General features: G+C 72.6%; 20 protein-coding genes and 1 tRNA gene. 4 read left to right on the top strand and 17 right to left on the bottom strand.

Translation table 11 applies throughout. The annotated features are described in order from the left end of the window. Positions 1–5: 5 nt before the first annotated feature. The 10 genes from AD017_RS15225 to AD017_RS15180 form a co-directional block, all read right to left on the bottom strand. The gene (locus tag AD017_RS15225) at positions 6–1,301 is read right to left on the bottom strand and encodes an MlaD family protein (protein ID WP_060574623.1); all 1,296 of its coding nucleotides are present in this window, start codon (positions 1,299–1,301) and stop codon (positions 6–8) included. Continuing rightward, positions 1,301–2,632, bottom strand: a complete 1,332-nt coding sequence (locus tag AD017_RS15220; protein WP_145982770.1) for an MlaD family protein — start codon at positions 2,630–2,632, stop codon at positions 1,301–1,303. The genes AD017_RS15225 and AD017_RS15220 overlap by 1 nt, the downstream gene beginning before the upstream one ends. Continuing rightward, positions 2,632–4,005 (bottom strand): MlaD family protein, encoded by a 1,374-nt coding sequence (locus tag AD017_RS15215; protein WP_139316917.1) that lies wholly within the window; start codon positions 4,003–4,005, stop codon positions 2,632–2,634. Before AD017_RS15215 ends, AD017_RS15220 begins: the two co-directional genes overlap by 1 nt. Then, positions 4,005–5,393: an MlaD family protein gene (locus AD017_RS15210; protein ID WP_060574620.1), complete on the bottom strand. Its 1,389-nt coding sequence runs from the start codon at positions 5,391–5,393 to the stop codon at positions 4,005–4,007. Before AD017_RS15210 ends, AD017_RS15215 begins: the two co-directional genes overlap by 1 nt. Further along, entirely contained in the window at positions 5,390–6,673 is a 1,284-nt protein-coding gene (locus AD017_RS15205) for an MlaD family protein (RefSeq protein WP_193408782.1), read from the bottom strand. The genes AD017_RS15210 and AD017_RS15205 overlap by 4 nt, the downstream gene beginning before the upstream one ends. 3 nt (positions 6,674–6,676) lie before the next feature. Beyond that, on the bottom strand, positions 6,677–7,423 hold the full coding sequence (locus AD017_RS15200; protein WP_227012848.1) for an ABC transporter ATP-binding protein: 747 nt from the start codon (positions 7,421–7,423) through the stop codon (positions 6,677–6,679). Between the two features lie 489 nt (positions 7,424–7,912). Further along, positions 7,913–8,794: an ABC transporter permease gene (locus AD017_RS15195; protein WP_060574619.1), complete on the bottom strand. Its 882-nt coding sequence runs from the start codon at positions 8,792–8,794 to the stop codon at positions 7,913–7,915. 16 nt (positions 8,795–8,810) lie between these two features. Beyond that, positions 8,811–9,680 (bottom strand): ABC transporter permease, encoded by an 870-nt coding sequence (locus AD017_RS15190; protein ID WP_227012754.1) that lies wholly within the window; start codon positions 9,678–9,680, stop codon positions 8,811–8,813. A gap of 150 nt (positions 9,681–9,830) precedes the next feature. Then, positions 9,831–10,364, bottom strand: a complete 534-nt coding sequence (locus AD017_RS15185) for a hypothetical protein (RefSeq protein ID WP_060574618.1) — start codon at positions 10,362–10,364, stop codon at positions 9,831–9,833. Next, positions 10,361–11,599: a LuxR C-terminal-related transcriptional regulator gene (locus AD017_RS15180; RefSeq protein WP_145982767.1), complete on the bottom strand. Its 1,239-nt coding sequence runs from the start codon at positions 11,597–11,599 to the stop codon at positions 10,361–10,363. The genes AD017_RS15185 and AD017_RS15180 overlap by 4 nt, the downstream gene beginning before the upstream one ends. Before the next feature lie 391 nt (positions 11,600–11,990). On the opposite strand from AD017_RS15180, the gene AD017_RS15175 reads away from it, so the two are divergent. Next, entirely contained in the window at positions 11,991–12,458 is a 468-nt protein-coding gene (locus AD017_RS15175; protein ID WP_010240881.1) for an SRPBCC family protein, read from the top strand. 16 nt (positions 12,459–12,474) lie between these two features. Here the strand turns inward: AD017_RS15175 and AD017_RS15170 are convergent, their stop codons facing one another. The 7 genes from AD017_RS15170 to AD017_RS15140 all read right to left on the bottom strand — a co-directional run bounded on the left by AD017_RS15170 (position 12,475) and on the right by AD017_RS15140 (position 19,166). After that, entirely contained in the window at positions 12,475–13,341 is an 867-nt protein-coding gene (locus AD017_RS15170) for an alpha/beta fold hydrolase (protein WP_060574616.1), read from the bottom strand. Positions 13,342–13,390: 49 nt separating this feature from the next. Further along, positions 13,391–14,137 carry an LLM class flavin-dependent oxidoreductase gene (locus AD017_RS15165; protein ID WP_060574615.1) on the bottom strand — a complete coding sequence of 249 codons (747 nt, stop codon included), beginning with the start codon at positions 14,135–14,137 and terminating at the stop codon, positions 13,391–13,393. Positions 14,138–14,139: 2 nt separating this feature from the next. Beyond that, positions 14,140–16,092, bottom strand: a complete 1,953-nt coding sequence (locus tag AD017_RS15160; protein ID WP_060574614.1) for an acetoacetate--CoA ligase — start codon at positions 16,090–16,092, stop codon at positions 14,140–14,142. A gap of 67 nt (positions 16,093–16,159) precedes the next feature. Further along, positions 16,160–16,915, bottom strand: a complete 756-nt coding sequence (locus tag AD017_RS15155; RefSeq protein ID WP_060574613.1) for an SDR family NAD(P)-dependent oxidoreductase — start codon at positions 16,913–16,915, stop codon at positions 16,160–16,162. Between the two features lie 3 nt (positions 16,916–16,918). Then, positions 16,919–17,917: an LLM class flavin-dependent oxidoreductase gene (locus tag AD017_RS15150; RefSeq protein WP_010240871.1), complete on the bottom strand. Its 999-nt coding sequence runs from the start codon at positions 17,915–17,917 to the stop codon at positions 16,919–16,921. Positions 17,918–18,174: 257 nt separating this feature from the next. Continuing rightward, a complete protein-coding gene (locus AD017_RS15145; RefSeq protein WP_010240870.1) occupies positions 18,175–18,642 on the bottom strand; it encodes a hypothetical protein in 468 nt (155 codons plus the stop codon). Between the two features lie 449 nt (positions 18,643–19,091). After that, a tRNA-Thr gene (locus AD017_RS15140) sits at positions 19,092–19,166 on the bottom strand. Positions 19,167–19,335: 169 nt separating this feature from the next. Between AD017_RS15140 and AD017_RS15135 the strand changes: the two genes are divergently transcribed. From AD017_RS15135 to otsB, 3 genes are read left to right on the top strand one after another with little or no spacing between them, the layout of a single operon-like run. Next, the gene (locus tag AD017_RS15135; RefSeq protein ID WP_010240868.1) at positions 19,336–20,826 is read left to right on the top strand and encodes a threonine/serine exporter ThrE family protein; all 1,491 of its coding nucleotides are present in this window, start codon (positions 19,336–19,338) and stop codon (positions 20,824–20,826) included. 53 nt (positions 20,827–20,879) lie between these two features. Then, complete coding sequence (locus tag AD017_RS15130) at positions 20,880–22,298, top strand: trehalose-6-phosphate synthase (RefSeq protein WP_060574612.1); 1,419 nt, start codon at positions 20,880–20,882, stop codon at positions 22,296–22,298. Then, a complete protein-coding gene (gene otsB, locus AD017_RS15125; RefSeq protein ID WP_060574611.1) occupies positions 22,295–23,053 on the top strand; it encodes a trehalose-phosphatase in 759 nt (252 codons plus the stop codon). The genes AD017_RS15130 and otsB overlap by 4 nt, the downstream gene beginning before the upstream one ends. The last annotated feature ends 4 nt before the right edge of the window (positions 23,054–23,057 follow it).

Here is a 23,057-nt window from a genome sequence, read left to right as displayed (position 1 = left end):
ACCTCCTATCGGGGGGTCGGGGTGAGCTCGTCGGCTCCGGGTGCGGGGATGACGGTCGGGCCGACCTGCAGCAGGCCGCGCAGGATCCCGCCGTTGGCGTCGCGCAGGCTGGTCACCGACGACGTCTGGTAGACGAACGCGTTCAGGTCGGGCAGGTACTGCTCGAGGCCCGCCGTCACCGGGTCGAGCCGGCCGGAGACCGCCTGCAGGTCCGGCAGCGTCGCGTTCAGGTCGTTCACGAACGGCCGCAGGTCCGCCGCGACCGGCTGCAGCTTCTGCGCCACCGGCCGGGCCTTGTCGATCGTCGTGTCCAGCGTGTCGACGGTGCCGTTCAGCCGGTCCAGCGCCGACGGCAGCTCCTCGGACGCGGCCCGGACGTTGTCCAGCGTCGGGTCCAGCTGGTCGGACAGCTGCTGGACGTTGCCGGTCGCCGCTCCCAGGTTGTCCACGACCCCGGGGAGCTCGTTCAGGCTGTCGCGCAACGCGTCGCTCTGTGCCGACACCGTCTTCAGCGTGGTCGACAGCGAGTTCGCCAGGTCGGTGAGCCGCTTCTCGTCGCCGCCCACCGCGGTGGACAGCTGCCCGATCGACGTCACCAGCCGGGCCAGGTTGTCCCGCCGCCGGTCGAGCTGGTCGACGACCGGCTTGAGCCGGTTCACCACGTCGGTGGTGGCCCGTGCGCCGGCAGGCAGGTCCTGCGGCGCCGTGGCCAGTGCGACGTCGGACGCCTCCAGCAGGCTCTGCACCGCGCCCAGCGCGTTGTCGTCCAGGTGGGCCAGGGCGGCGTCGACCTGCACCGGCGGCTTCGCGTTCGCCACCGGGAGGACGCCGTACTGCTCGACCGGCTCGCCGGCGGGCGTGCCCGGGTCCATCTCGATGTACATCTCGTTGAGCGGGCTCTTCGGCCGCAGGACGACGGTCGCGTCGTCGTGGATCGGGCCGTCGTAGTCGTTCCGGTCGATCGCCATCAGGACGAGCGCGTCGCCCTCCGGCGACAGCTCCGCGGAGCGGATGTCGCCGACCGGGACGCCGGACATCCGGACCTCCTGACCGCGGCCCGGCGCGAGCGCGGGTGCCTCGGAGAAGGTCGCGTAGACCATCGTCTCGTTCGCCCACGGGGGGACGAACCGCTGCTGCGACAGGATGTAGCCGCCGCAGACCAGGCCCATGGTCATGACCACGAGCAGCGCCAGGACGTTGCGGCCCAGCCCGGGCTCGTTCCGGACGCGGTCGAGACCGCTGCGGACGCGGGCACCGAACCCGCCCGCCGACTCCGTCTCCGCCGAGTGCTCCGCGGCCATCACCGACCACCCGTCCCGTGGAAGAGCTGCTGGTACATGTTCTCGAGGCTCACGTTGCCGACCGCCGGGACCGAGCCGAGGCCCGGTCCGGGGTGGAAGGCGACGGCGTGCCCGTTCGGGTCCACATAGGCACCGGCCTTGTTCAGGCCGCTGAACATGTGGCCCAGTTCGTCCTTCAGCGGGACACCCCGGTTGTCGACCGCGTCGAACGGCCCCTGGCCGACGAACGGGGTGTTCAGCGAGTCGAGGACCGGCCCGTTCAGCCGCTCCAGCGGTGCCGGGAGGTCGTCGAACACGCGGGTGGCGCCCTCACTGGCCGGGATCAGGCCCTCCACCAGCGGCCGGGTGTCGGCCAGCGCGCCGCGCAGGTCCGAGACCAGGGGGCGGGCGTCGGCGAGCACCGGCTCGACCCGGCCGAGCAGCCGGTCGAGCTCCTGCACGGCGGGCCGCGCCGGACCGGCGGTCCCGGCGACCTTGTCCAGGCTCACGTCCAGGCGCTTCAGCCCGGCGTCGGTGGTGTCGAGGACACCGGGGAGCCTGCGGATCGTGTCCGCCATCGCCGGTGAGGTGTCGGCCAGGACCCGGGTGGTGTCCTGCAGGTCCGCGACGATCCCGTCCAGCTGGCCGGGTTCCCGGTTCAGCGTTCCGGTGGTCGCCTGCAGGCCCCGGACGACCTGGTTCAGGTCGGTCTCCGGATCGGTGCCGCGCAGCGACTCGATCACCCCGGCTCCCGGGCCGAGGGTCCCGGGGGCGGCCGCGAGGAGCTCGTGCAGCGCGTCGTTGCCGCCCGCGGCGCCGAGCGTCTCGTCGAACTGCGTGATCGCGGTGCGGGCGCCGGCCAGCGCGTCCGGCTGGAGGCGCTCGGCGACGTCGTCGAGCTCGGTGGGCAGCCGCGTGCGGTCCAGCGGGATCTGCTCGGTCCACTCCGTGGTGCGGTCCCCGCCGGGGACGACCTCGATGTAGAACAGGCCGGACAGCAGGGTCGTGGGTCGCAGCCGGGCCGAGGGCTGGTCGCCCACGGTGCCGGTGACCTCGTCGTCGACGACGACGGTCACGATCGCCCCGCCGTCGTCGGCGGGCCGGACCGACTCGACGACGCCGGAGTCCACCCCGGCGACCTTGACCTTGCTGACGTCGTCGAAGAGGAACTGGTTGGCGCTGAAGTGCATCTCCCGGGTCTCCGCCCCGGTGAGCCGCATCAGCAGCGTGCTGATCTGCGGCTTGAGCAGGCCGCCCGCCAGGGACACGACCATCAGCCCGATCACGGCCAGCGCGGCCACCCAGAGCGGGAGGCGGCGCCGCACGCGCGGCGTGGAAGTCCGGTCACTCATCAGTTGCCTCCGAGGAGTCCGCCGAAGCCGCCGCCCTCGGACGCGCTGTCACCGGCGTCGGGCTGCTCCTCCGGACGTGCGTTGGACTCGCCGGGGGCGGGGAGGATCCCCTGCGAGGCCTGGCCGGGCGTCTCGCCCGGAGCCGGGTACGGGTCGCCGCTGCGCAGCGGGTCCTCGACGCCTGCGGCGCCGGTGAGGCTCTCGGTCCGCGGGAGCAGGGTGAACCGCAGGTGGTGGCCGGCGGCGTCGCCGTCGGACAGGGCGAAGCTCGCGCTGGTGAACCACTGCGAGATCTCCGGCGAGTAGGGCGCCAGCACCTGCAGCGGGGTGTTCGCGAAGCCGACGGCCTGGGTCACCTTGGGGGCGACCGGGCGGGCGTCCTCCACCGCAGGGGTCAGCGAACCGAGTGCGGGCTCGGCGGACTCCGAGACACCGGGCAGCTTGTCCAGCGGCCGCGGGGCCTCGGTGAGCACGCCCCGCAGGTCCGGGGTGGCGTCGCCGAGCGACCGCGCACCGGGCTGCAGCTGGGTCATCGCCGAGTTCGTCGACGCCAGCGGCTGCTGCAGGTCCTCGAGCGCCTTGCGGGCGGTGGGCAGCGCCTCCGGAGCGATGTCGAGCGCACCACCGAGTGCCTCGCCCCGATCGGCGTCGATCGCGGCGAACGTGGTGTCGAGCTGCCCGACCAGCGACGAGATCTCCTGCTCGCGCCCGGAGAACCGGGAGCTCAGGCTCTCCAGGGACCGGAGCATCGTCGTCAGGTCGCGGCCTCCGTCCAGCGACAGCGACCGGGCGGTCGTGCCGAGGTCGGGCAGGATCTCGGGCCCGGCCTTCGCGACGTCCTGGAGGTCCTGGCCGTGCCCGGCGGCACCGTTGCCGAGCTGCTGCAACGACGACCGGGTCGCGTCCTGGGTGGCCGGGTCGAAGACCTCGGCCAGGTCCAGCAGCTGGACCGCCCCGCGGGAACGGCTCTCCGGGAGGACCTCGTCCTCGCCGAGCTCACCGGCCTGCGGGGTGCCCGAGTCCAGGTCCAGGTACTGCTGACCGAGGCCGGACCGGCCGGTCACGGCGGCCGAGCCGTCCCGGTAGACCGAGGTCTCGCCGTCGTCGAGCTGCATCCGGACCTGCGGCACACCGTCGGCCAGGTCGATCGCGTCGACCCGCCCGACCCGGACCTGCCCGATCCGGACGTCGTTGCCGACCGCGAGGTCACCGGTGTCGGTGATCGCCGCGGTGCGGAACTCGTGCTGGGCGAAGGGCAGCCCCTTCTGCGCGGTCAGCGCCACGTAGAGGGAGAAGCCGGCCGCCACGAAGATCAGCAGGCCGATCACCCCGGAGCGGAAGCGCGCTCCGCGCGCGGGCTTGGCACTCGCCATCACTGGCCTCCCAGGAGGGTTCCGAGCGCGCCCTGCTCCTGCTCGGGCGAGAGCCCGGTTGCGCTGCTCTCGGGGGTGGGCTGGCTCTGCAGCAGGGTGTTCGAGTCCTGGCCCGGCTGGGCCGCCGTGCCCGGGCCCGGCCCGCTCGGCGCGGGCTCGTTCACCTGCGGGTTCGGCGACGGGTCCGGGCCCGGCGCGGGTGCCAGGTCCGGCAGGCCGCCGGGGACGAACCCACTCACCGCGTCCGGGTTCGCCACGTAGCTGGCCCGGAAGTAGTGCGAGAGGCCGTCCTTCTCGTTCGTGGTGAGCGCCCAGTTGCGGATGAAGCCGAGGACGTTGCCCAGGTTCCCGTTCAGGTCCCGGACGATCGGTTCGGCACCGTCCACCGTGCGCTGCAGGTCCGGGCCTGCGGCCCGCAGCTGCGCGGCGACGGGCTGCGCCTGGTCGAGCAGCTCGCTCGCCCGGTCGAGGACCGGGTCCGCCGAGGCGAGCGCGGGGTCCGCCGAGTCGGCGAAGCGGTGCAGCTCCTCGCTGATCTGCACCAGGTTGTCGGTGGTCGGGCGCAGGTTCCCCAGCGTCACCGAGGTCGACTGCGCGGTGCCGGCGAGCTCGCCGAGCGTGGCCCGGGCGGCCGCGAGGGTGCCGGGCAGCTCCTGCAGCGTGCCGCGCAGCTGCGCGTCGCGGGCGGCCGTGGTGCCCAGCAGCGACGTGGTCGAGGCGACCAGGCCGTCGAGCCGCCTGCCCTCGTCGACGGCGAACGCGCCGGTGACCGGCTCCACCTGGTCGACGACCCGGCCGAGCAGCTCGTTCTGGTCGGCCAGCACCGACACCAGCTGGTCGGTGTCGGTCATCGCCGGGCCGAGCGCGGCGAGCGTCTTCTGCACGTTCTCGCCGTTGTTCGCGGTGCCCTGCCCGAGCGTGGTGACCAGTGCCGCGAGCGAACCGGCCGTCGGGTCGTCCAGGGTGTCGAGGATGTTCTGGAGGTCCTCCTCCTGACCGGTCCGGTCGACCCCGATCACACCGTCCATCGGCAGCTCGGGGGCCGCCGGGTCGCCGGTCCTCAGGTCGAGGAACCGCTCACCGAGCAGCGACACGGGGGCGACCCGGACGGTGGCGTCGGTGTGGACCGGCATGGCCCGGGCGTCCACCCGCAGCGGGACCTGGGCGACCTTGCGCACCGGGTCGAACTGCGGCTCCCCGACCTCGCCGACCGTGACCCCGTTGATCTTGACCTGCTGTCCGGCCAGGATCGGGCTCACGTCGGCGAACTCGGTGATCAGGATGCGGCCGTCCTCGGAGTTCCCGATGCCGGCCGCCGCACCGGTGCCGGCCACGATCGCGACGGTCGCGATCACCAGGATCCGCAGGCGGGAGAATCCGAGGGTCATCGCGGACCCTCCCCGCTCGCGTCGCCCAGCTGCGGGAGCAGCGGGGTCTGCGCGCTGTCCCCGTTGCCGGCGGTGTCGTCGGCCTGCCCGGGGGCGGGGGCGACCTCGGGGACGATGCCCGGCGGGGTCACCCCCGGCGGGTAGACGGTCGGCGTGGCGGTGCCGGCCTGGGCGAAGATGCGCATGTAGCGGCCGTTCGCGTCGTAGTTCTGGCCGGCCGAGCCCCACGTGGTGAGGAATCCGGTGACCTCGGGGGTGCAGGGCCGCAGGGTCTCGAGCACCGGGGCGTAGCCGCCGGCGAGCTCGGCCAGGCCCGGCAGGGAGCGGTGCGACGAGTCCAGCAGGCCGGGGGTCCGGTCCAGCAGCGTGGACGCCGCCTCGAGCGTCGGCTTGAGGTCGGCGACCAGCGGGCGCAGGTCGGCCAGCAGCGGGGCGAGTTGTTCGGAGACGCCGGGCAGCTTCTCGGTGGCCGGGCGGAGGTCCTCCAGCAGCGGCAGCGCCTCGTCGGTGACCCCCGGGACCTTGTCCAGGGTCCCCTGCGCGGTCCGCAGCGTCGGCGGCAGCTTGGCCAGCGCCGCCCGCAGCTGCTCGCGCTCCCCGGCGGTCGCCCGCGCACTGGTGGAGAGCTCGTCGATCACGGCGCCGACGTCCTGCTGGCGCCGGGCCAGGGTGTCGACGGTGCCGTTCAGGTCGGTGACCAGGTTCTTGATCGCCGGACCGTCGGTGCCGATGCCGCGCAGCACCGAGCCGACCGCCGCGAGCGCCGGACCGGCCGTCTGCACGGTGGCGTTGAGGTCCTGCTCGTGCCCTGTGACGGTGTTCTGCAGGGTGCCGACGAGGCTCGTCAGCCGCTCCCGGGTCGGCTCGTCGAGGGCGGCGAGCACGTCGGCGACCTCGGTCGGCTTCGGGAAGTCGCCCTCGACCATGCCACCGCTGGGGATCTCGGCGTTGGTCGCCGGCCCGTCCTCGACGAAGAGCAGGCGCTCACCGACGACGGCCTTCCACTGCACGTGCAGGAAGGCACCGGCGTGCAGGGGGGCCAGGTCGTCGTCGACCGAGATCTCGACGACCGCGTGCCCCTCCTCGGGCCGGACGGACTCGATCTTCCCGGCCTGGAAGCCGTCGACGTAGATCGGCGCGTCGGGGATCAGGTTCGGGTTGCCGGCGGGCAGGACCGCGGTGACCGTGTACGGCGCGGTGCCACCGGCGGCCACGAACACGCCGCCGATCACGAGCAGGGCCACCATCCCGGCGGCCAGCTTGCTGAGGATTCCGGCCATCGGTCAGTCCATCCCCAGCGGTCCGGCGGACTGCCCGGCCAGGAACTGCTTGACGAAGGGGTCCTGGTGCTCGAACGCCTCGTGCGCGGGTCCGTAGTGGACGACCTCGCCCTTCCAGATCAGGCCGACGTAGTCGCTGACCTTCCTGGCGGTCTTGATGTCGTGCGTGACCAGCAGGTACGTCCCGCCGTGCTGGTTGTGGACGTCCATGATGATGTCGCACAGCAGCGACGTGCGGACCGGGTCCAGACCGGAGTCGGGCTCGTCGAACAGCACGATGTCGGGGTTCATCACCAGCGCCCTGGCGAACCCGGCGCGCTTCTTCATGCCGCCGGACACCTCGTTCGGCGCCTTGTGCGCCGCCTTGGCGAGACCGACCTCGTCGAGGGCGGTCATGACCGTCTTCTCGACCTCCTTCTCCGTCTTGCGCGTGTGCTTGCGCAACGGGAAGGCGACGTTGTCGTAGAGGTTCATCGAGCCGAACAGGGCGCCGTCCTGCCAGCAGACGCCGAACCGGGTCCGCATGTCGTAGCGCTCGTTCTCGCTCATCGACCAGATGTCGCGGCCGTCCACGAAGACCGAGCCGCGATCCGGGGCCAGCAGACCGACGAGGTGCTTGATCAGCACCGACTTCCCGGTGCCGGAGGGTCCCAGCACCGTGGTGATCGCGTTGTGCCGGAAGTTGAAGTTGATGTTCTTCAGGATCTCGGCGCTGCCGAAGGACTTCGCCAGCCCCTCCACCTGGACGATCGGGTCGTCGCCCTGCCGGAAGTCACGGGTCTCCGTCGACCACCCGGGGCCGCGCGACGCCTGTGCCGTGGTGGCGTGCGTCTCCCCACCGGGCACGGTGGGGATCTGCTGGGTGGGGTACTCGGAGTCCGGAGGGGTGTATCCGGGCTGGTTCGGCGAGGTCACTGATCCTCCTGGACTGCCTGCCGCGGACCGGTGACGGGGCTACCGGCGCGGGTCACGTGCTTCGGGGGCGGTCGGGACGGGTCCCGGACCGTGGACGCGGTGGTCGCGCCCGGGGGGTGGGAGTGCGGACGGCACCGTGGAGCGGGGAGCGACCGTGGTGCGCGGACCGGGCGACGGGGAGCACCGTCCGGTCGGGTAGCCGGTGGGGAGACCGGCCGGGGAGCGTGCGGGGGAGCTGCTCGGGGGAGCGTCGGGGTGGCTTGGTGATCGGGACGGATGCCGGGGCCCGGCCGCGGGGAGTGGTGCGGCCGGGACCCCGGCCGGTCAGTTGGCGATCGGCGAGTTCGTGTCGAGCCCCCAGAAGGCGAGGGTGCCGATCGCGCCGATCGCGGAGATCAGCACCAGATTGATGATCATGGACTTGGCGGTCGCCCGGCCGACGCCGACCGGGCCCCCACTGGCGTTGTAGCCGTAGTACAGCCCCACACCGACGATGACGATCGACTCGACCATCACCTTCGTCAGCGCCGCCGTCATGTCGTAGGGGCTCTGGTACAGCCAGAACAGGTAGAGGAACCCGCCGGGTGACACGCCACCGAGGTTGACCACGGTGACCAGGTACATCGCGAGGTAGAGGATCGCCAGGCCGACGAAGTACATGAACGGCACCGCGATCACGGTGGCCGCGATCCGGGTGCCGACCAGGAAGGACTTGGACTTGATGCCCATGACCTCCATGGCGTCGATCTCGTCGGAGATCCGCATGGAGCCGATCTCGGCGACGTAGCCGCAGCCGACCTTCGCCGCGAGGATCCAGCCCCACATGTACGGCGAGAGCTCGCGCAGTCCGCAGTAGGCGTCGAACACCGCGGAGTACAGCGGGGCGCCGATCTGCTTGAGCGTGTAGCTGGCCTCCAGGCCGCACTGCCCGCCCATGATGAACATCATGAACCAGATGATCAGCGCGGAACTGAAGATCAGGATCCCGGCCTGGCGGAACACCTCGGGCACGTAGCGCCGGAACATGTCCGGGAAGTCCCGGACGACGTCGGCGGTGAACCGGCCGATGTCGCCCGCCTCGTTCAGGCCACCCCGCATCTTGCCGGCGATCGAGCCCAGGCTGACGTCGACGCCCTGCTTCTCGGGTGCCCGGAGCTCGGACTCCTCGGGGTCGCGGCCGGAGCCGCGGTCGTCGAGCTGTGTCATGTCTCCCGACACCTCCTCACTTGTAGACGCTCATCTGCGGGTTCAGGCCGAGCATGGTCAGCGTGAACACGAAGTTGATGACCCAGACACCGGCGAAGCAGATGACGACCGACTGGTTCACGGCCCGGCCCACGCCCATCGGGCCGCCCTTGGCGTTCAGGCCGACGTAGCAGGAGACGACGCCGATGATCAGGCCGTACAGCGCGCACTTCGCGACGCTGCCCCACAGGTCGACCGTGTTGAGCAGGTCGAACAGGGAGCCGTAGTAGCCCGCGTAGCTGGCGTCGAAGATCGGGCCTGCGGCGACGTAGCCACTGACCAGGCCGACGACCAGCGCCAGGATGTCCAGGACCGCGGTCATGATCGTGCAGGCGAGCACCCACGGGAGCACCAGCGTGCGGATCGGGTCGACGCCGAGGACCTCCATCGCGTCGATCTCGTCCCGGATGCGCCGGGCGCCCAGGTCGGCGGTGATCGCCGTGCCGACGACGCCCGCGACGACCATCCCGTTGATGAACGGGGCGAACTCGCGCACCGACGCGAACTCGAAGAACGCACCGAGCCGGTAGGGGATGCCGAAGGTGTAGAAGATCGCGCCGCCGGTCAGGCCCGGCGCACCGAAACCGAACCCGAACGCCGCGAGCGACATCGGCAGCCAGGTGAGCTTGAGGATGTCGAAGCACTGGTCGCGGGTGTCGCCCCAGAACCCGACGGGCTTCCGGACGGCCAGGACGAACACCTTGACCATCAGCTGCCACATCTCGCCCGCGACGACGAACGGTTCGGCGGCCTTCTTCAGCACGCCCGCTCCGCCGGCACCCGTCGTTCTGCGCGGTACCTCGACGGAGTCGTCGGGCGACTGGGTGAGGGTCCCAGGCGTGGTCATGAACTCTCCTTCGAGTCGACCAGTCGTCGGTGGTGTCGGGGGGCCGGGTGCAGGTCGGACCCACCGGATCAGCAGTCTCGTGGGCGGCGACCGGGGTCACACCTCCCGTGGGGGGCGGTTCCCCCTCCCCCTCGGGGGGTATCCGGCCCCCTACTGCCGGCGGGCGCGCAGGAGGACGACCCCGAGGAGGACTCCCGCGAGCGGGGCGCCGGCGCCGAGCCCGCCGAGGACGGCCCCCGGCACCGGATGCACCGGGGCCAGTACCGGCAGCGCGACCGCCCCGGCCAGGACCACGAGGGTGGCCACGAACGCGTCGCGGCGCGGCCACGAGGGGGCGCGCCACACGCGGACGAGACCGATCACCCCGGTGATCCCGGCGCTGAGCAGGGAGCAGCCGAGGAGGTGCACCACCGCCGGGTCCCGCAGCCCACCCGGCCCGCCCCCCGCCCGGGCGGGGACCAGCCCCTCGGGCGGCCCCAGCTCACCGAGCACCCGGGCCAGCCGGTCGCCGGTGGGCGCGGGGCCTGCGGCCGCCGCGACGTCGGTCCACACCCGGGCCCGGAGGTCCTGGCGCTCGCCGGACGGCAGCGCCCTGGCGGCGGCGTCGAGCCGCCGGAGGTAGTCCTGCAGCACGACGGGGACGGCTCCCCGCCGCGCCGCCGGGCCCGGGTGCCGCTCCGTCATCGGGGCGTGGCGGGACGGGACGGACCGTGGCCCGCCCGGTCGTACCCGCTGCGCAGCCAGTGCGAGACGGCCTCCGCGCGGTTCGCGGCACCGAGCTTGCGCAGGATGTGCTTGACGTGCGACTTCACCGTGCCCTCGGAGATCACCAGGCGGGTCGCGATGCGGGCGTTGGTGTCGCCTCCGGCCATCAGCCGCAGGACCTCGACCTCCCGGCGGGTGAGCGAGGGATCGTCCGGCACGCTCCGCAGGTACCCCTCGACGCCCCGTGGGGGCGTTCCGGCGGTGACCCCCTCGCCGTCGCCGTGTCCCCACCAGCCGTCGCCGAGGTTCCCCTCGCGGGCGTCGGAGATCCGCTGCGAGAGCCGCTCGACGTCGGCCCGGACGAGGTCCATCTCGTCCAGGACCATGGTGCGGGTGAGTGCCTGGCCGAGTGCCTGGGCGTAGAGGGTGACGAGCTGCCGGTCGAGCGGGTCCACGTTGCGCTGCTGGTAGTAGCAGTCGGCGTGGACGAAGCCCGCGACCACGCCGTGGACGACGATCGGCGCCGCGCAGTAGCTGCGCGACATGGACGCGTCGGCGATCGGCTTGTTGACCCCCGGCCGCTCCTGGACCTGGTCGACGAGCAGCGACGTGCGCCGGCGCACCATCTCGCTCTCGACCAGGCGACCGTCGAGGGTCTGGGGGTGGGTACGGCCGAGCTCCAGGATCTCCCCCGCCCAGGCGGGGTCCTTCGCGACGTGGACCCGCTCGGGGATCCACAGCGAGTCGGCGACGCGCGAGACGATCGAGCGGTCGAAACCGAGACCGCACGCCGTCGCGGCGGCGGTGTCCAGCAGCGCCGCGCTCGTCCGCGCCTCCCCGAGGTGGGCGAGTGCGGCACGGACCCGCTGGAGCGCCTGGTCCTGGTGTGCGAGGTGGTCGAGCAGGAGCTGCTCGTCGAGCTCCTTGATCGCCTGCAGCAGGGTCACCAGGTCGCGGGACGGGCTCCCCTCGCTCGCGCCGAGCGCGGCCATGACCTCGGACCACAGCGCCCGCAGGACCGACCGGGCCGAGCCGAAGTCGATGACGTGCTCCGGGTGCGGGAGCCGGGTCTGGTCCAGCAGGCGTCGCCCGGCGAGCAGCAGGTCGATGACCTTCCCGGCCTGCCGGCGGGGCATCTGCCGGCCCTGGCCGGGCCACCGGTCCCCGGAGTCGCAGCGCCGCATGTGGGCCACGCGGCTCGTGGTTTCACCCATACCCTCCTCCTCCTCGAGGTGGCATCGGTCGGGCAGTGCTCGCCCCGGCCGTTCCCGGTCAACGACGACGCCGTCCACTTGGGTGCGGACGCGCACCCGGCCGCCGGCGGCCCAAGTTACAGTCACCGCTGACGGTTAATGATGCGACGAAGGTCACCCCAGATGCAAATCGAGGACGGGTGTGAACGGCATCCACGCAGGTGGAACCGCTCCTCGTCGAAAGAACTCCGCGGATTCCACAGTGGAAGAGCGCAGGCGGCGACGCCCGCTCACCTGCAAGGCTGACCGCAAGCCACAATCACCCGTACGGTGTAACGGTCCGGAACTTTGCACTCCGGTACCGCCTGTCCGCCGACATCGACGCCGACGCCGACCCGACCCCGGAGGTCCCGTGCGCACCCCCACCGCCAGCGCCACCACCACCGTCGCCGCCTCGCCGGAGACGGTGTACCACCTGGTCAGCGACCTGCCCCGGATGGGCGAGTGGAGCCCGGAGAACACCGGCGGCCGCTGGGTGGGCACCCCCACCGGGCCGGTCGTCGGAGCCCGGTTCGCCGGCACCAACCGGCGCGGGCTGCGGCGCTGGCCCACCACCACCGTCGTCACCGACGCCACGCCCGGGCGCCGGTTCGCCTTCGAGACCCGCCTCGGCCCGGTCACCGCCGCGGAGTGGATCTACGAGATCACGCCGACCGGCACCGGCTGCGAGGTCACCGAGTCCTGGGTGGACCTGCGCCGCGCCCCCGTCGTCGCCATCGGCCGGGTCGTCACCGGCGTGCGTGACCGCGCGGCGTTCACCCGCGACATGCTCACGACCACGCTCGAGAAGCTGAAGGCGACCGCCGAGCGGGAGGACTGACCGCCCGGCTGGGCCGTCAGCCGCCGTCGAGCACCCCGCGCAGCACGGCGGCGAACTCGGCGGGCTTGCCCGGGTAGCCGAACTCGCCGCCGGCGAAGCCCCCGTGATGGCTCGGGAACATGACCGGCTCGCTGCCGAGCGCGGCCGCGACGCCACGGGCGGTCCGCGAGGTGAAGGTGTCCCCGGTCTCCTCGCCGATGGCGAGCACGATGCGGGTCCGCGCCGCGGTCAGTGCCGCGACGTCCGGGACGAAGTCGCTGACCGCCCAGGACCGGTCGGACAGCAGCGGGTCGTCCCGGGAGCCGTCGTCCTCGGTGGGCAGCCCGAACGCTGCCGGGTCGGGGGCCGGGCCGGCGAGGTAGGCGTCGGTGAGCGGGCCGGTCCAGCTGGTCATCGCGATGAACGCGGCCATCCCGGCACCCCAGCCCTTCGCCTCGTAGGCGTCGCGCCAGGCGGCGCGGGCGCGCCGGGCCTCGTCCGCGTCGGGCAGGACGGAGATCACCGGCGGCTCGTGGGCGACCAGCACGCGGACGTCCGACGGGTACGCCGTGACCAGCGCCAGCGCCGTCACCGCGCCGCCGCTGCTGCCGAACACGTCCACCGGCCCGGCGCCGAGGGCCGTGATCAGGGCGTGCACGTCCGTGGCCTGCACGTCCGGGTCGTGGTCGGTCCGGCCGTCGTGGCGGGTGCTGCGGCCGAGGCCACGCGGGTCGTACGCGACGACCGTGCGCTCGGGCAGGTGCGCGGCCAGCGAGCGGAACCCGGTGGCGTCCATCGGCTGGCCGATCGCGACCAGCGGCGGCGGGCCGCCGGGAGCGGGGTCGGGGCCGTGGACGTCGTAGGTGATCTCGGCGCCGTCGGTGCGGAGGGTGTGGGTGCGCATGCCGTTCCGACCGGCGCGGCACCGGGAACTCATCGGCCGGTGGGACGGGTCAGGGCAGCAGGGCCCGCACCCGCTCCGGGTCCGGCCCGCCCGGACCGATCACCACGACGGCGTCGTCGAAGCCCGCGTCGGCGTAGCGGCGCAGGTGCTCGCCGGTGCGCCCGAGGTCGGCCCCCGCGGGCACCGGGACCGCGTACGCGACGGCACGCCCACCACCGGCGGCCCGGAACCGGCCGAGCGCCGCGACCATCTCGTCGGGTGTGGCGCGGGAGCCCGACCCCAGCCAGCCCTCGAAGTGCCGGGCGGCCTTCTCGACGTTCGCGCCCCACGAGCCGAGCAGCAGCGGCGGCCGGCCGGCCGGCGGGTCGGACAGCCGAGCGTGGTCGTCGCCCCCGGCGGCGAGCAGCGCACGGAGCCGGACCACGTTCTCGTCGAACACGCGGAAACGGGTCCGGTGGTCCCGGTCCAGGGCGGCGTGGTCGCCCCGGGTCGAGCCGGGGCTCACGCCGAGCGACAGCCGGTCCCCGCACACCGCGCGCAGCGAGAGCATCCGGTGCGCGAGCTCGGCGGGGTGGTGCAGCGGGACCTGCACCGTCCCCGTCCCCAGCTCGACGCCGTCGGTGGCGGCGGCCGCGGCGGCGAGGGCGACGAACGGGTCCGGGACCAGCCGGCCGCGGCCGATGATCTCGGGCGCCCACAGGCTCCGGAACCCCGCACCCGCCAGCCGGCGCGCCCACTCCGCCACCGGGTACGGCGGCGCGTCGGACAGGTGCGCGAGCGTCGCGCCCAGGCGCACGGCTACGCCGACCGGTCCGCCGCGAACCGGGCGTACCAGCGCAGCGCGTCGGGGTCGTCGACCGAGGCGATGTTCGCCGCCTTCTCCAGCGGCCTGCCGGACAGCAGCTTCTTGATCGGCACCTCCAGCCGCTTGCCGCTCAGGGTGTGCGGCACGGCAGGCGCCTCGACGATCTCGTCCGGGACGTGCCGGGGCGTCAGCCGGGTCCGCAGGGTGCTGACGATCTGCTGCCGGAGAGCGTCGTCGAGCGCGTGCCCGGGTGCGGGGACGACGAACAGGCCCAGCCAGTACTCGTCGTCCGGCAGGTCGACGCCGACCACCAGCGCCTCGGTGATCTCCGGCATCGGTTCGAGGACGTCGTAGAAGTCGCCGGTGCCCAGCCGCACGCCCTGCCGGTTGAGCGTCGAGTCCGAGCGGCCGTGGATGGAGACGCTGCCGTCGTCGTGCAGCGTGACCCAGTCGCCGTGCCGCCACACGCCGGGCCAGGTGTCGAAGTAGGACTCGGTGTAGCGCACCGCGTCCGGGTCGTTCCACAGGTACACCGGCATCGACGGCATCGGCTGCGTGACGACGAGGTCGCCGACCGACCCGACGACCGGTTCGCCGTCGTCGTCCCAGGCCGCGCAGTCGACGCCGGCGAGCCGGCCGCCGATGCGGCCCGCCCGGACGGGCGCGTACTCGTTCGCGCCGACGAACGAGCCGGAGATGTCGGTGCCACCGCTGGTGGAGTCGATCCGCACGTCCGGGCTGACGTGCTCGGCGATCCAGTGGTAGCCGGCCGGGGGCAGGGCCGAGCCGCTGACCATCACGTGCCGCAGCCGGCCCAGGTCGTGCTCGGCCCGGGGTGAGACGCCGGTGTTCGCCGACGCGGTGACGACGGCGGCACCGAGCAGCATCACGTCGGCCCCGGTGCGGGCCGCGGCCTCCCAGACGGCGCCGGCCGGGTGCCCCGGGCTGCCCTCGTACAGCACGACGCCCGCGCCCTGCGTGAGCGCGCCCAGCTGCATGTTCCACAACGCCCAGCCGGTCGAGGTGTAGGCGAACATCCGCTCGCCGGCGCGCAGCCCGCAGTACAGCCCGGACCACTTGAGCCCCTCGAGCGTGATCCCGCCGTGGCCGTGCACCAGGCCCTTCGGCAGCCCGGTGGTGCCCGAGGTGAACAGCACCCACAACGGGTGCGAGAACTCGACCTGCTCGAACTCGGGCGCCGCGTCGGTGGCCAGCAGCTCGTCCCACGGCGTGCAGCCGTCGGGCGCGGGGCGATCGGACACGTACGGGACGTGCACGACGTGCCGCAGGGTCGGGAGCTCCTCGCGCAGCTGCGCGACGACGTCGGTGCGGTCGATCTCCTTGCCGTTCCAGTGGTAGCCGTCGGCCGCGACGAGCACGGTGGGCTCCAGCTGCGCGAGCCGCCCGATGGTCCCGTCCGCGCCGAAGTCCGGGGAGCAGCACGACCACACCGCGCCCACCGCGGCGGTGGCGAGCAGCCCGACGACCGTGTGCTCGGTGTTCGGGAGGTAGGCGCAGACCCGGTCGCCCGGGCGGACACCGGCCCGGCGGAGCCAGCCGGCGGCGGCCGCCACGGACCGGCGCAGCTCGCCGAAGGCGATCTCCCGGGCCCGGCCGCCGCCCTCCTGCACGCACACCAGCGCGGGGTCGTCCTCGGCGCCGCGGCGCAGCGCGTGCTCGGCCCAGTTCAGCCGGGCACCGGTGAACCAGCGGGTGTGCGGCATCGGGTCGGCGGTCCGCACCCGGTCCCACGGCGCCGAGAAGGCGACCTCGTAGTGGTCGACGATCGAGCGCCAGAACCGGTCGACGTCGGCGACCGACCAGGCCCAGAACTCGTCGTGGTCGGCGAACGCCCGCCCCTCGCGCTCCTCCAGCCAGGTCAGGTACGCGCGCAGCGCGGAGCGCTCGATCCGGTCCTGCGACGGGCTCCAGAGGATGTCGGTCATCCGTTCAGCCTCCCCCTGCGTGAGCCGGCGGGCCCGCTCGCGAGCGGGCCCGCCGACGCGTGCGATCTCAGACCAGCGACGCCGTCAGCCCGCCGTCGAGGACGTAGTGGCTGCCGGTGACCCACGACGCCCGGTCGGACGCGAGGAACGCCGTCACCTCGGCGATGTCCTCCGGGGTGCCGAGCCGTCCCTGCTTCATGGCGACGAGGTCCCCGAACGGGACCTGGGTCGCCGCCTCGAAGTCCGGGACCAGGCGCTCGACCATCGCCGTGTCGGCGAAGCCGGGGCAGACCGCGTTGACCCGGACGCCCGTCGGCCGCATCTCCACCGCCGCGACCCGGGTCATCTGGATCACCGCCGCCTTGCTCGCGCAGTACGACCCGAGCAGCGGGCTGCCGCCGATGCCCGCGATCGAGGCGATGTTGACGACGTTGCCCTTCGACTCGACCAGGTGCCCGATCGCCGCCTTCATCGCGACGAAGGGCCCCCGCACGTTGACGGCGTGGATCCGGTCGAAGCTCTCCGTGGACTGCTGCAGCAACGGCGAGGCCACCTCGATCCCGGCGTTGTTGACCAGGACGTCCAGCCCACCGAGGATCTCGACGGCTCGGGCGACGGCCGCCTGTACCTGCGCCTCGTCGGTGACGTCGCAGTTGGCGACGCCGGCGGCGCCGATCTCGGCCGCCACCTTCCCAGCCGCGTCGGCGTCGATGTCGCTGATCACGACCCGGGCGCCGCGCTCCGTGAACAGGGCCGCGATCGCCCGGCCGATCCCGGCCCCGGACCCGGTGACGAGGACGCGCTTACCCTCGAGTTCGGCCATCGGTCAGGACGCCTCGACCTTCGGCATGATGTCGTTCTTGATCCGCTTGAGGTCGTCGAGCGTCTTCGACACCGGGACGTCGGCGAACGGCGGCCAGATCAGCGGCATCGTCATCCCGGCCTCCTTGTAGGCCTTCAGCCGGTCGGTGACCTGCCGCTCGGAGCCCACGAGCAGGTTCGACGCGACGCCGTTCACGGTCTGGTCGGTGTCCTCGTCGGTGATGACCGTCCAGATCATGCTGCAGATCTCGAGGTCCTTCGACCGCTTCGGGCTGCCGATCTCCTCGAACTGCTCGTCGATGGCGGTCCGCCACCTCCCCAGCCCCTCCGGGGAGTCCTGGATGCCGATCCACCCGTCGAGGTCGTACTTCGTGATCCGCCGCGCCGAGCGCAGCGGGTCCTTGAGGCCGCTCATGAAGATCGGCGGACGCGGCTGCTGGAGCGGCTTCGCTCCGAACCCGCACTTGTCGAAGTCGGCGAACTCGCCGTGGTACTCGAAGTGGTCGTTCTCGGCGGCCCAGATGCCCTGCATGATCTCGATCGACTCGCGCACGTGCTTGTGCCGCTTCGGGAAGATGTGCGCGGCGCTCGCGGCGGCGAACTCCTCGGGCATCCAGCCGGACCCGACACCGACGTTGAGCCGGCCGTTCGAGAGGTGGTCGATCGTCGACAGCTCCGCGGCGAGGACGCCGGGCGAGCGGAACGGCGTGTCGATGATGCTCATGCCGATGCGGACCTTCGAGGTCTTCGCGGCGAGCCACGGGATCAGGGGGTAGCCCTGGAACCACTGGCCGCGGGAGCTCACGGGCAGGGCGTTCGGCAGGCCGTCCATCATGCCGAACGAGTACTGGAGCCCCTCGTGGTCGGACGCCTCCGGGACGACGATCCGGTCCAGCGTCCAGACCGAGTCGAAGTCGAGCTCCTCGGCGAGCTCGGTGAGGTCGGTCAGCTCCTTGATCGTCACCTTGTCGCGGAAGTTCGGCAGGTAGAGAGCGAGCTTCATGTGATGCGGCCTCCTTGCGGCATGACAGTGCCTCGATCGGTGTGACGTGGATCTCTCCCTCCGGGGGACCTTACCCACGATCGGGCGGGAACGATCGTGCACGACCGAAACCCGGTCGGCCACGACCGATCAGGCACGCGACACCGGCGACCCACTCGGGGCGCCACCTCGCTCGTCAGGGCGGCGAACCCGGTGCCCCACCACAGCACCTCCCGTACGGGACGGTTCGGCACGGGAGCGCACCGGTGATGTGTACGTCAGGCACTGTCGGCGGCACAGAACAGATTCGAGCGTGGAACCTCGAAATCACCGCAGTAGTCGATGAGGATCGGGTCGCTGGCGCAGTCGCCGAAGTCGTACAGCCCGCCTTCCCAGGTCACGCGACTGGTGACGGCGTAGCGGTAGTGATGCCCCGGGATGCAGACGAGCTCGGCGCCGATGGGACCGGCGGACCAGGCCCTTTCCTCGGTCTGTTGATTGTTCTCGGACGAGGCGAGCGTGTCGTTCGTCAGGGTGACCGACAGGACGATGCTGTCGGGCGAGTCACCACTCTTCTCCCGGCACTCGACCTGCCCGAAGATCCGGACGCGGTTGAACTGGACGTCGAGTCCGCCCAGGGCGTCGTTCGTGCAGTCCAGCGTCATCGTTCGCGCAGAGGCCGGTGCGGCACCCGCCAGCGACGTCCCGAGCAGAAGTGCCGCGACGAGGAGTGGCACGGTGAGCATGCGACACCGAGGACGCCGGCGGCACAGATCTCCGAGCGCGTGCAGAAGAACGGATTTCCGGATCACGGGGAAACCTCCATGTCGACCCTGTCGCACCGAACGGGAACCACGAACTCTGCTCGGCTCGCAATTCCAGGACACAGCAGAGTCCTCGGACGTCTTCGTAGTCAAGTTCGCCGATCAGGAACCGCCCTCCCGTTCACGGGACATGGCAGGTCGCGATTTCACCGAATGTCGACTCTCCGACAGAACCGTGTACCGTGCTCTTTCCGGATCCGGTTTCCCGCGAGCAGGTGACAGTCCGTGGTCACTGTCCGGGCGACATGACACAGCCGCACCGAACGGAGCGGGCCGGCTCCCGCCACTCCGCGGAGGAGGCGCATCACGGTGTCGGGGCGGCCACCGGCGCCCGGCCGATCGACGGGAACGGCGAACGTGCAGGTCACGTATGGAGCCGGAGGTCGGGATCGAACCGACGACCTACTGTTTACAAGACAGTTGCTCTACCACTGAGCTACACCGGCGGGTGATCCCAGCCTAACCCGCAGCCGTCGTCGCAACCTCCGGGCCTGCCCGGCCGTCGCACGATGTGAGGCCGGGTGTGAGGTCGGCGGAGCCCCCGTCACCGTGCCGGGACACAGCCCTAGCCTTGTAGGCGCAGGCACCGCTAGGACATACGGAGGTGACGGGGTCGTGGCCGAGGAGACGCCGACGGGCGACCGGTTCGCACGCCGGTTGCGCGGAGCGTTGCGACGCGACGCGAAACGGCTGCTGACCCCGGGTCCGTCGACGGTGCCGATGCTGATGCTCGGCCCCCAGGTGCCCGACGACGCACAGGTGCAGCAGGTCCTCGACCTCTGCATGCGGATCGGCGAGATCGAGCTGTCGTCCGGTGAGTCGGTCGACGAGGTCACGGCGACGATGCTGCGGCTGGCGAACGCCGCGGGTCTGCCCGCCGTGGACGTGGACATCACCTTCACCTCGATCACGATGTGCTGCCACCGCGGCAACGCGGCCCAGCCGGTCACGACGATGCGGCTGGTCCGCTACCGGACGCTCGACCTGTCCCGGCTCGCGGAGACCGAGGAGATCGTCCGGGATCTCGAGGCGGGAAAGCTGGACGTCCGGGCGGCGTCGTCGCGGGTCTCGGACGTCATGCGCAGCCCGCACCCGTACCCGCGCTGGATCGCCACGGTCGGGTGGGCCGGGCTGGCCGCATCCATTGCGCTCCTGCTCGGCGGTGGCCCGATCACGGCCACGGCCGCCTTCGTCACGACGGCGATCATCGACCGGATCGGCCGGCTGCTGGCGCGCCTGGGAGTGGCCGCGTTCTTCCAGCAGGCGCTCGGCGGCTTCCTGGTCACCGCGTCGACGATCCTGCTGATCTCGCTGGGCCTGTTCCCCGCTGGGACGAGGCCGTCGTTCATCGTGGCGGCAGGCATCACGGTGCTGCTGTCCGGGCTGAGCGTGGTCAGCACCGTGCAGGACGCGCTGACCGGCTACTACCTGACGGCGTCGGCCCGGGTCGTGGAGATCTCGCTGCTCTCGGCCGGGCTGCTGACCGGCGTCGTCATCGGGCTCCAGCTCGGGTTCCAGTTCGACGTCACCATCGAGGTCTCCGGCGACCTGCCGTCGAGCGTCGGGCAGTTCGGCTTGTCGGTCGTGTCGGGTGCGCTGGCCGCGGCGTTCTACGCGCTGGCCGGCTACTCCCCGTTGAAGTCGCTGCCGATCGCCGGTGCGGTCGGCGCGGCCAGCTGGGCCGTGTACGGGGCGATGACCCAGATCGTCGGGCTCGGCACGATCACCTCGACCGGTCTGGCGGCGCTCGTCGTCGGCCTGGCCGCCGGTCTGCTGCGGCGCGGCACCGACACCCCGCCGATGGTCGTCACGCTGGCCGGCGTCACCCCGCTGCTGCCCGGTCTCGCCGCGTACCAGGGCTTCTACCAGCTCGCGGTCGAGGGGGTCTCGGAAGGCCTGGTGACGGTGACGATCGCGCTCGCCACCGGCCTCGCGCTGGCCGCCGGTGTGGCCCTTGGCCAGTTCGTGACCCGGCCGCAGCGCACGCCCGAGGAGCGGCCGACCTCGACCGACGCACCGAGCCCCGCCACGAACAGCGGGTTCATGTTCGGCCCCGGCTCCGACGGCGCCGCCGAGAACGGGGCCGCGTCGCAGGATTCGAAGTAGGGTCGGCGGCGGGCCGCGGGACGAGCCCGGGGCCCGCGCGTCGAGGAGGGTATGTGACCAGCGGCGAACCGGTGACCGCAGCGGACCTCGTGGTGGTGGCCAACCGGCTGCCGGTGGACTACGAAAGGCGGCCGGACGGCAGCACCGGCTGGAAGCGCAGCCCGGGGGGCCTGGTCACGGCGCTGGAGCCGACGCTGCGGGCCCGGGAGGGCGCCTGGGTCGGCTGGCCCGGCGTTCCGGACGTCGAGGTCGAGCCGTTCGCCGAGGACGGGTTGTCGCTGTTCCCCGTACGCCTGTCCGCCCAGGAGGTCGAGGACTACTACGAGGGCTTCTCCAACGGCACGCTCTGGCCGCTCTACCACGACGTCGTCGCGCAGCCGCAGTTCCACCGGCACTGGTGGCGCGCCTACACGACGGTCAACCAGCGGTTCGCCGAGGAGGTCGCGAAGGTCGCCGCGCACGGCGCGACGGTCTGGGTGCAGGACTACCAGCTCCAGCTCGTCCCCGGCCGGCTGCGCGAGCTGCGCCCCGACCTGCGGATCGGCTTCTTCCTGCACATCCCGTTCCCGCCGGTCGAGCTGTTCCGCCAGCTCCCGTGGCGGACCCGGATCCTGGAGGGGCTGCTCGGGGCCGACCTGGTCGGTTTCCACACCGACGGCGGTGTCCGCAACTTCCACTGGCTCGCCCAGGAGCTCACCGGTGCGGCACCGGACCGTGATCCCGAGATCGTCCGCTACGGCGATCGACGGGTGCAGCTCGGCGCCTTCCCCATCTCGATCGACGCGAAGCACCTCGACGCCCTGTCCCGCCGCCCCGAGGTGATCGAGCGGGCCGCCCAGATCCGCCGGGAGCTCGGGAACCCGGAGCGGATCGCGCTCGGGGTGGACCGGCTCGACTACACCAAGGGCATCGACGTCCGGCTGCGCGCGTTCCACGAGCTCCTCGAGGAGGAGCGGATCACGGTCGACGACGCCGTGATGATCCAGCTCGCGACGCCGTCCCGCGAGCGGGTCGAGCACTACCAGCAGATGCGGGACGACATCGAGCTCTCGGTCGGGCGCCTCAACGGCGAGTTCGCCCGGGTCGGGCACCCCGCCGTCCACTACCTGCACCGGTCGCTGCCCCGCGAGGAACTCGTCGCGTTCTTCCTGGCGGCCGACGTCATGCTGGTGACCCCGCTGCGCGACGGCATGAACCTCGTCGCGAAGGAGTACGTGGCCTCCCGGCACGACGACGGCGGCGTCCTCGTCCTGTCCGAGTTCGCCGGTGCGGCGATCGAGCTGACCAGCGCGCTGCTGGTGAACCCGCACGACACCGACGGGGTCAAGGAGGCGCTCTACGCGGCGCTGACCATGAACCCGGACGAGGGTGCGAAACGGATGCGGACGCTGCGCAGGCAGGTCCTCGACAACGACGTCGACCGCTGGGCGCGCGGGTTCCTCGAGTCGCTCGGGGTCACGGTGGCCCCGTGAGCCTCGACGCCGACCTGGACCGGCTGGCGTCGGCGGGGGCACTGCTCGTCGCGCTGGACTTCGACGGCGTCCTCGCGCCGCTGGTGGACGACCCGTCGGCCTCGCGGCCGCTGCCGGAGTCCGCCGAGGCGGTCCGGCGCCTCGCCGCGCACGACACGACGACCGTCGTGATGCTGTCCGGCCGCGGGCGCGACGACCTCGCGGCCGTCTCCGGGTTCGGCCCGCCGGTCGGGCTGGTCGGCAGCCACGGGGCGGAGTACGACGACGAGCTCGCCGCCCGCCTCGGCCGCACCGGGCTCCTGACCGCGGCGCAGGCGGAGCGGCGCGAGGCGTTGCTCGCGGGCCTGCGGGAGCTCGTCGACGCCGCTCCGGGCTCCCGGCTGGAGACGAAGCCGGCCGGTGCGGCCGTCCACGTCCGCGGCATGGATCCGGCCGACGGCGCCGCCCTGCTCGAGCGGGTGGCGGCCGGGTGGGTCCGGGACGGGATCGACGCGACCCCCGGCAAGGACGTGCTGGACCTGGCCGTGCTGCGGACGACGAAGGGCGCGGCGGTCGAGATCCTGCGTGACCAGCTCGGGGTCGACGCGGTGCTGTTCGCCGGGGACGACGTCACCGACGAGACCGCGTTCCGGGTGCTGCGCGACGGCGACGTCGGCATCAAGGTCGGCGACGGCGACACCGCGGCCCGGCACCGGGTCCCCGGCCCGCCGGAGATGGCGGGGGTCCTGGATCGGCTCGCCGCGCTGCGCGGCTGACCGG

This window comes from Pseudonocardia sp. EC080619-01 (assembly GCF_001420995.1).
Taxonomy (GTDB): Bacteria; Actinomycetota; Actinomycetes; order Mycobacteriales; family Pseudonocardiaceae; genus Pseudonocardia.
Note: the sequence above shows the minus strand (reverse complement) of the source record. Positions and strands in the feature narration are given on the sequence as shown.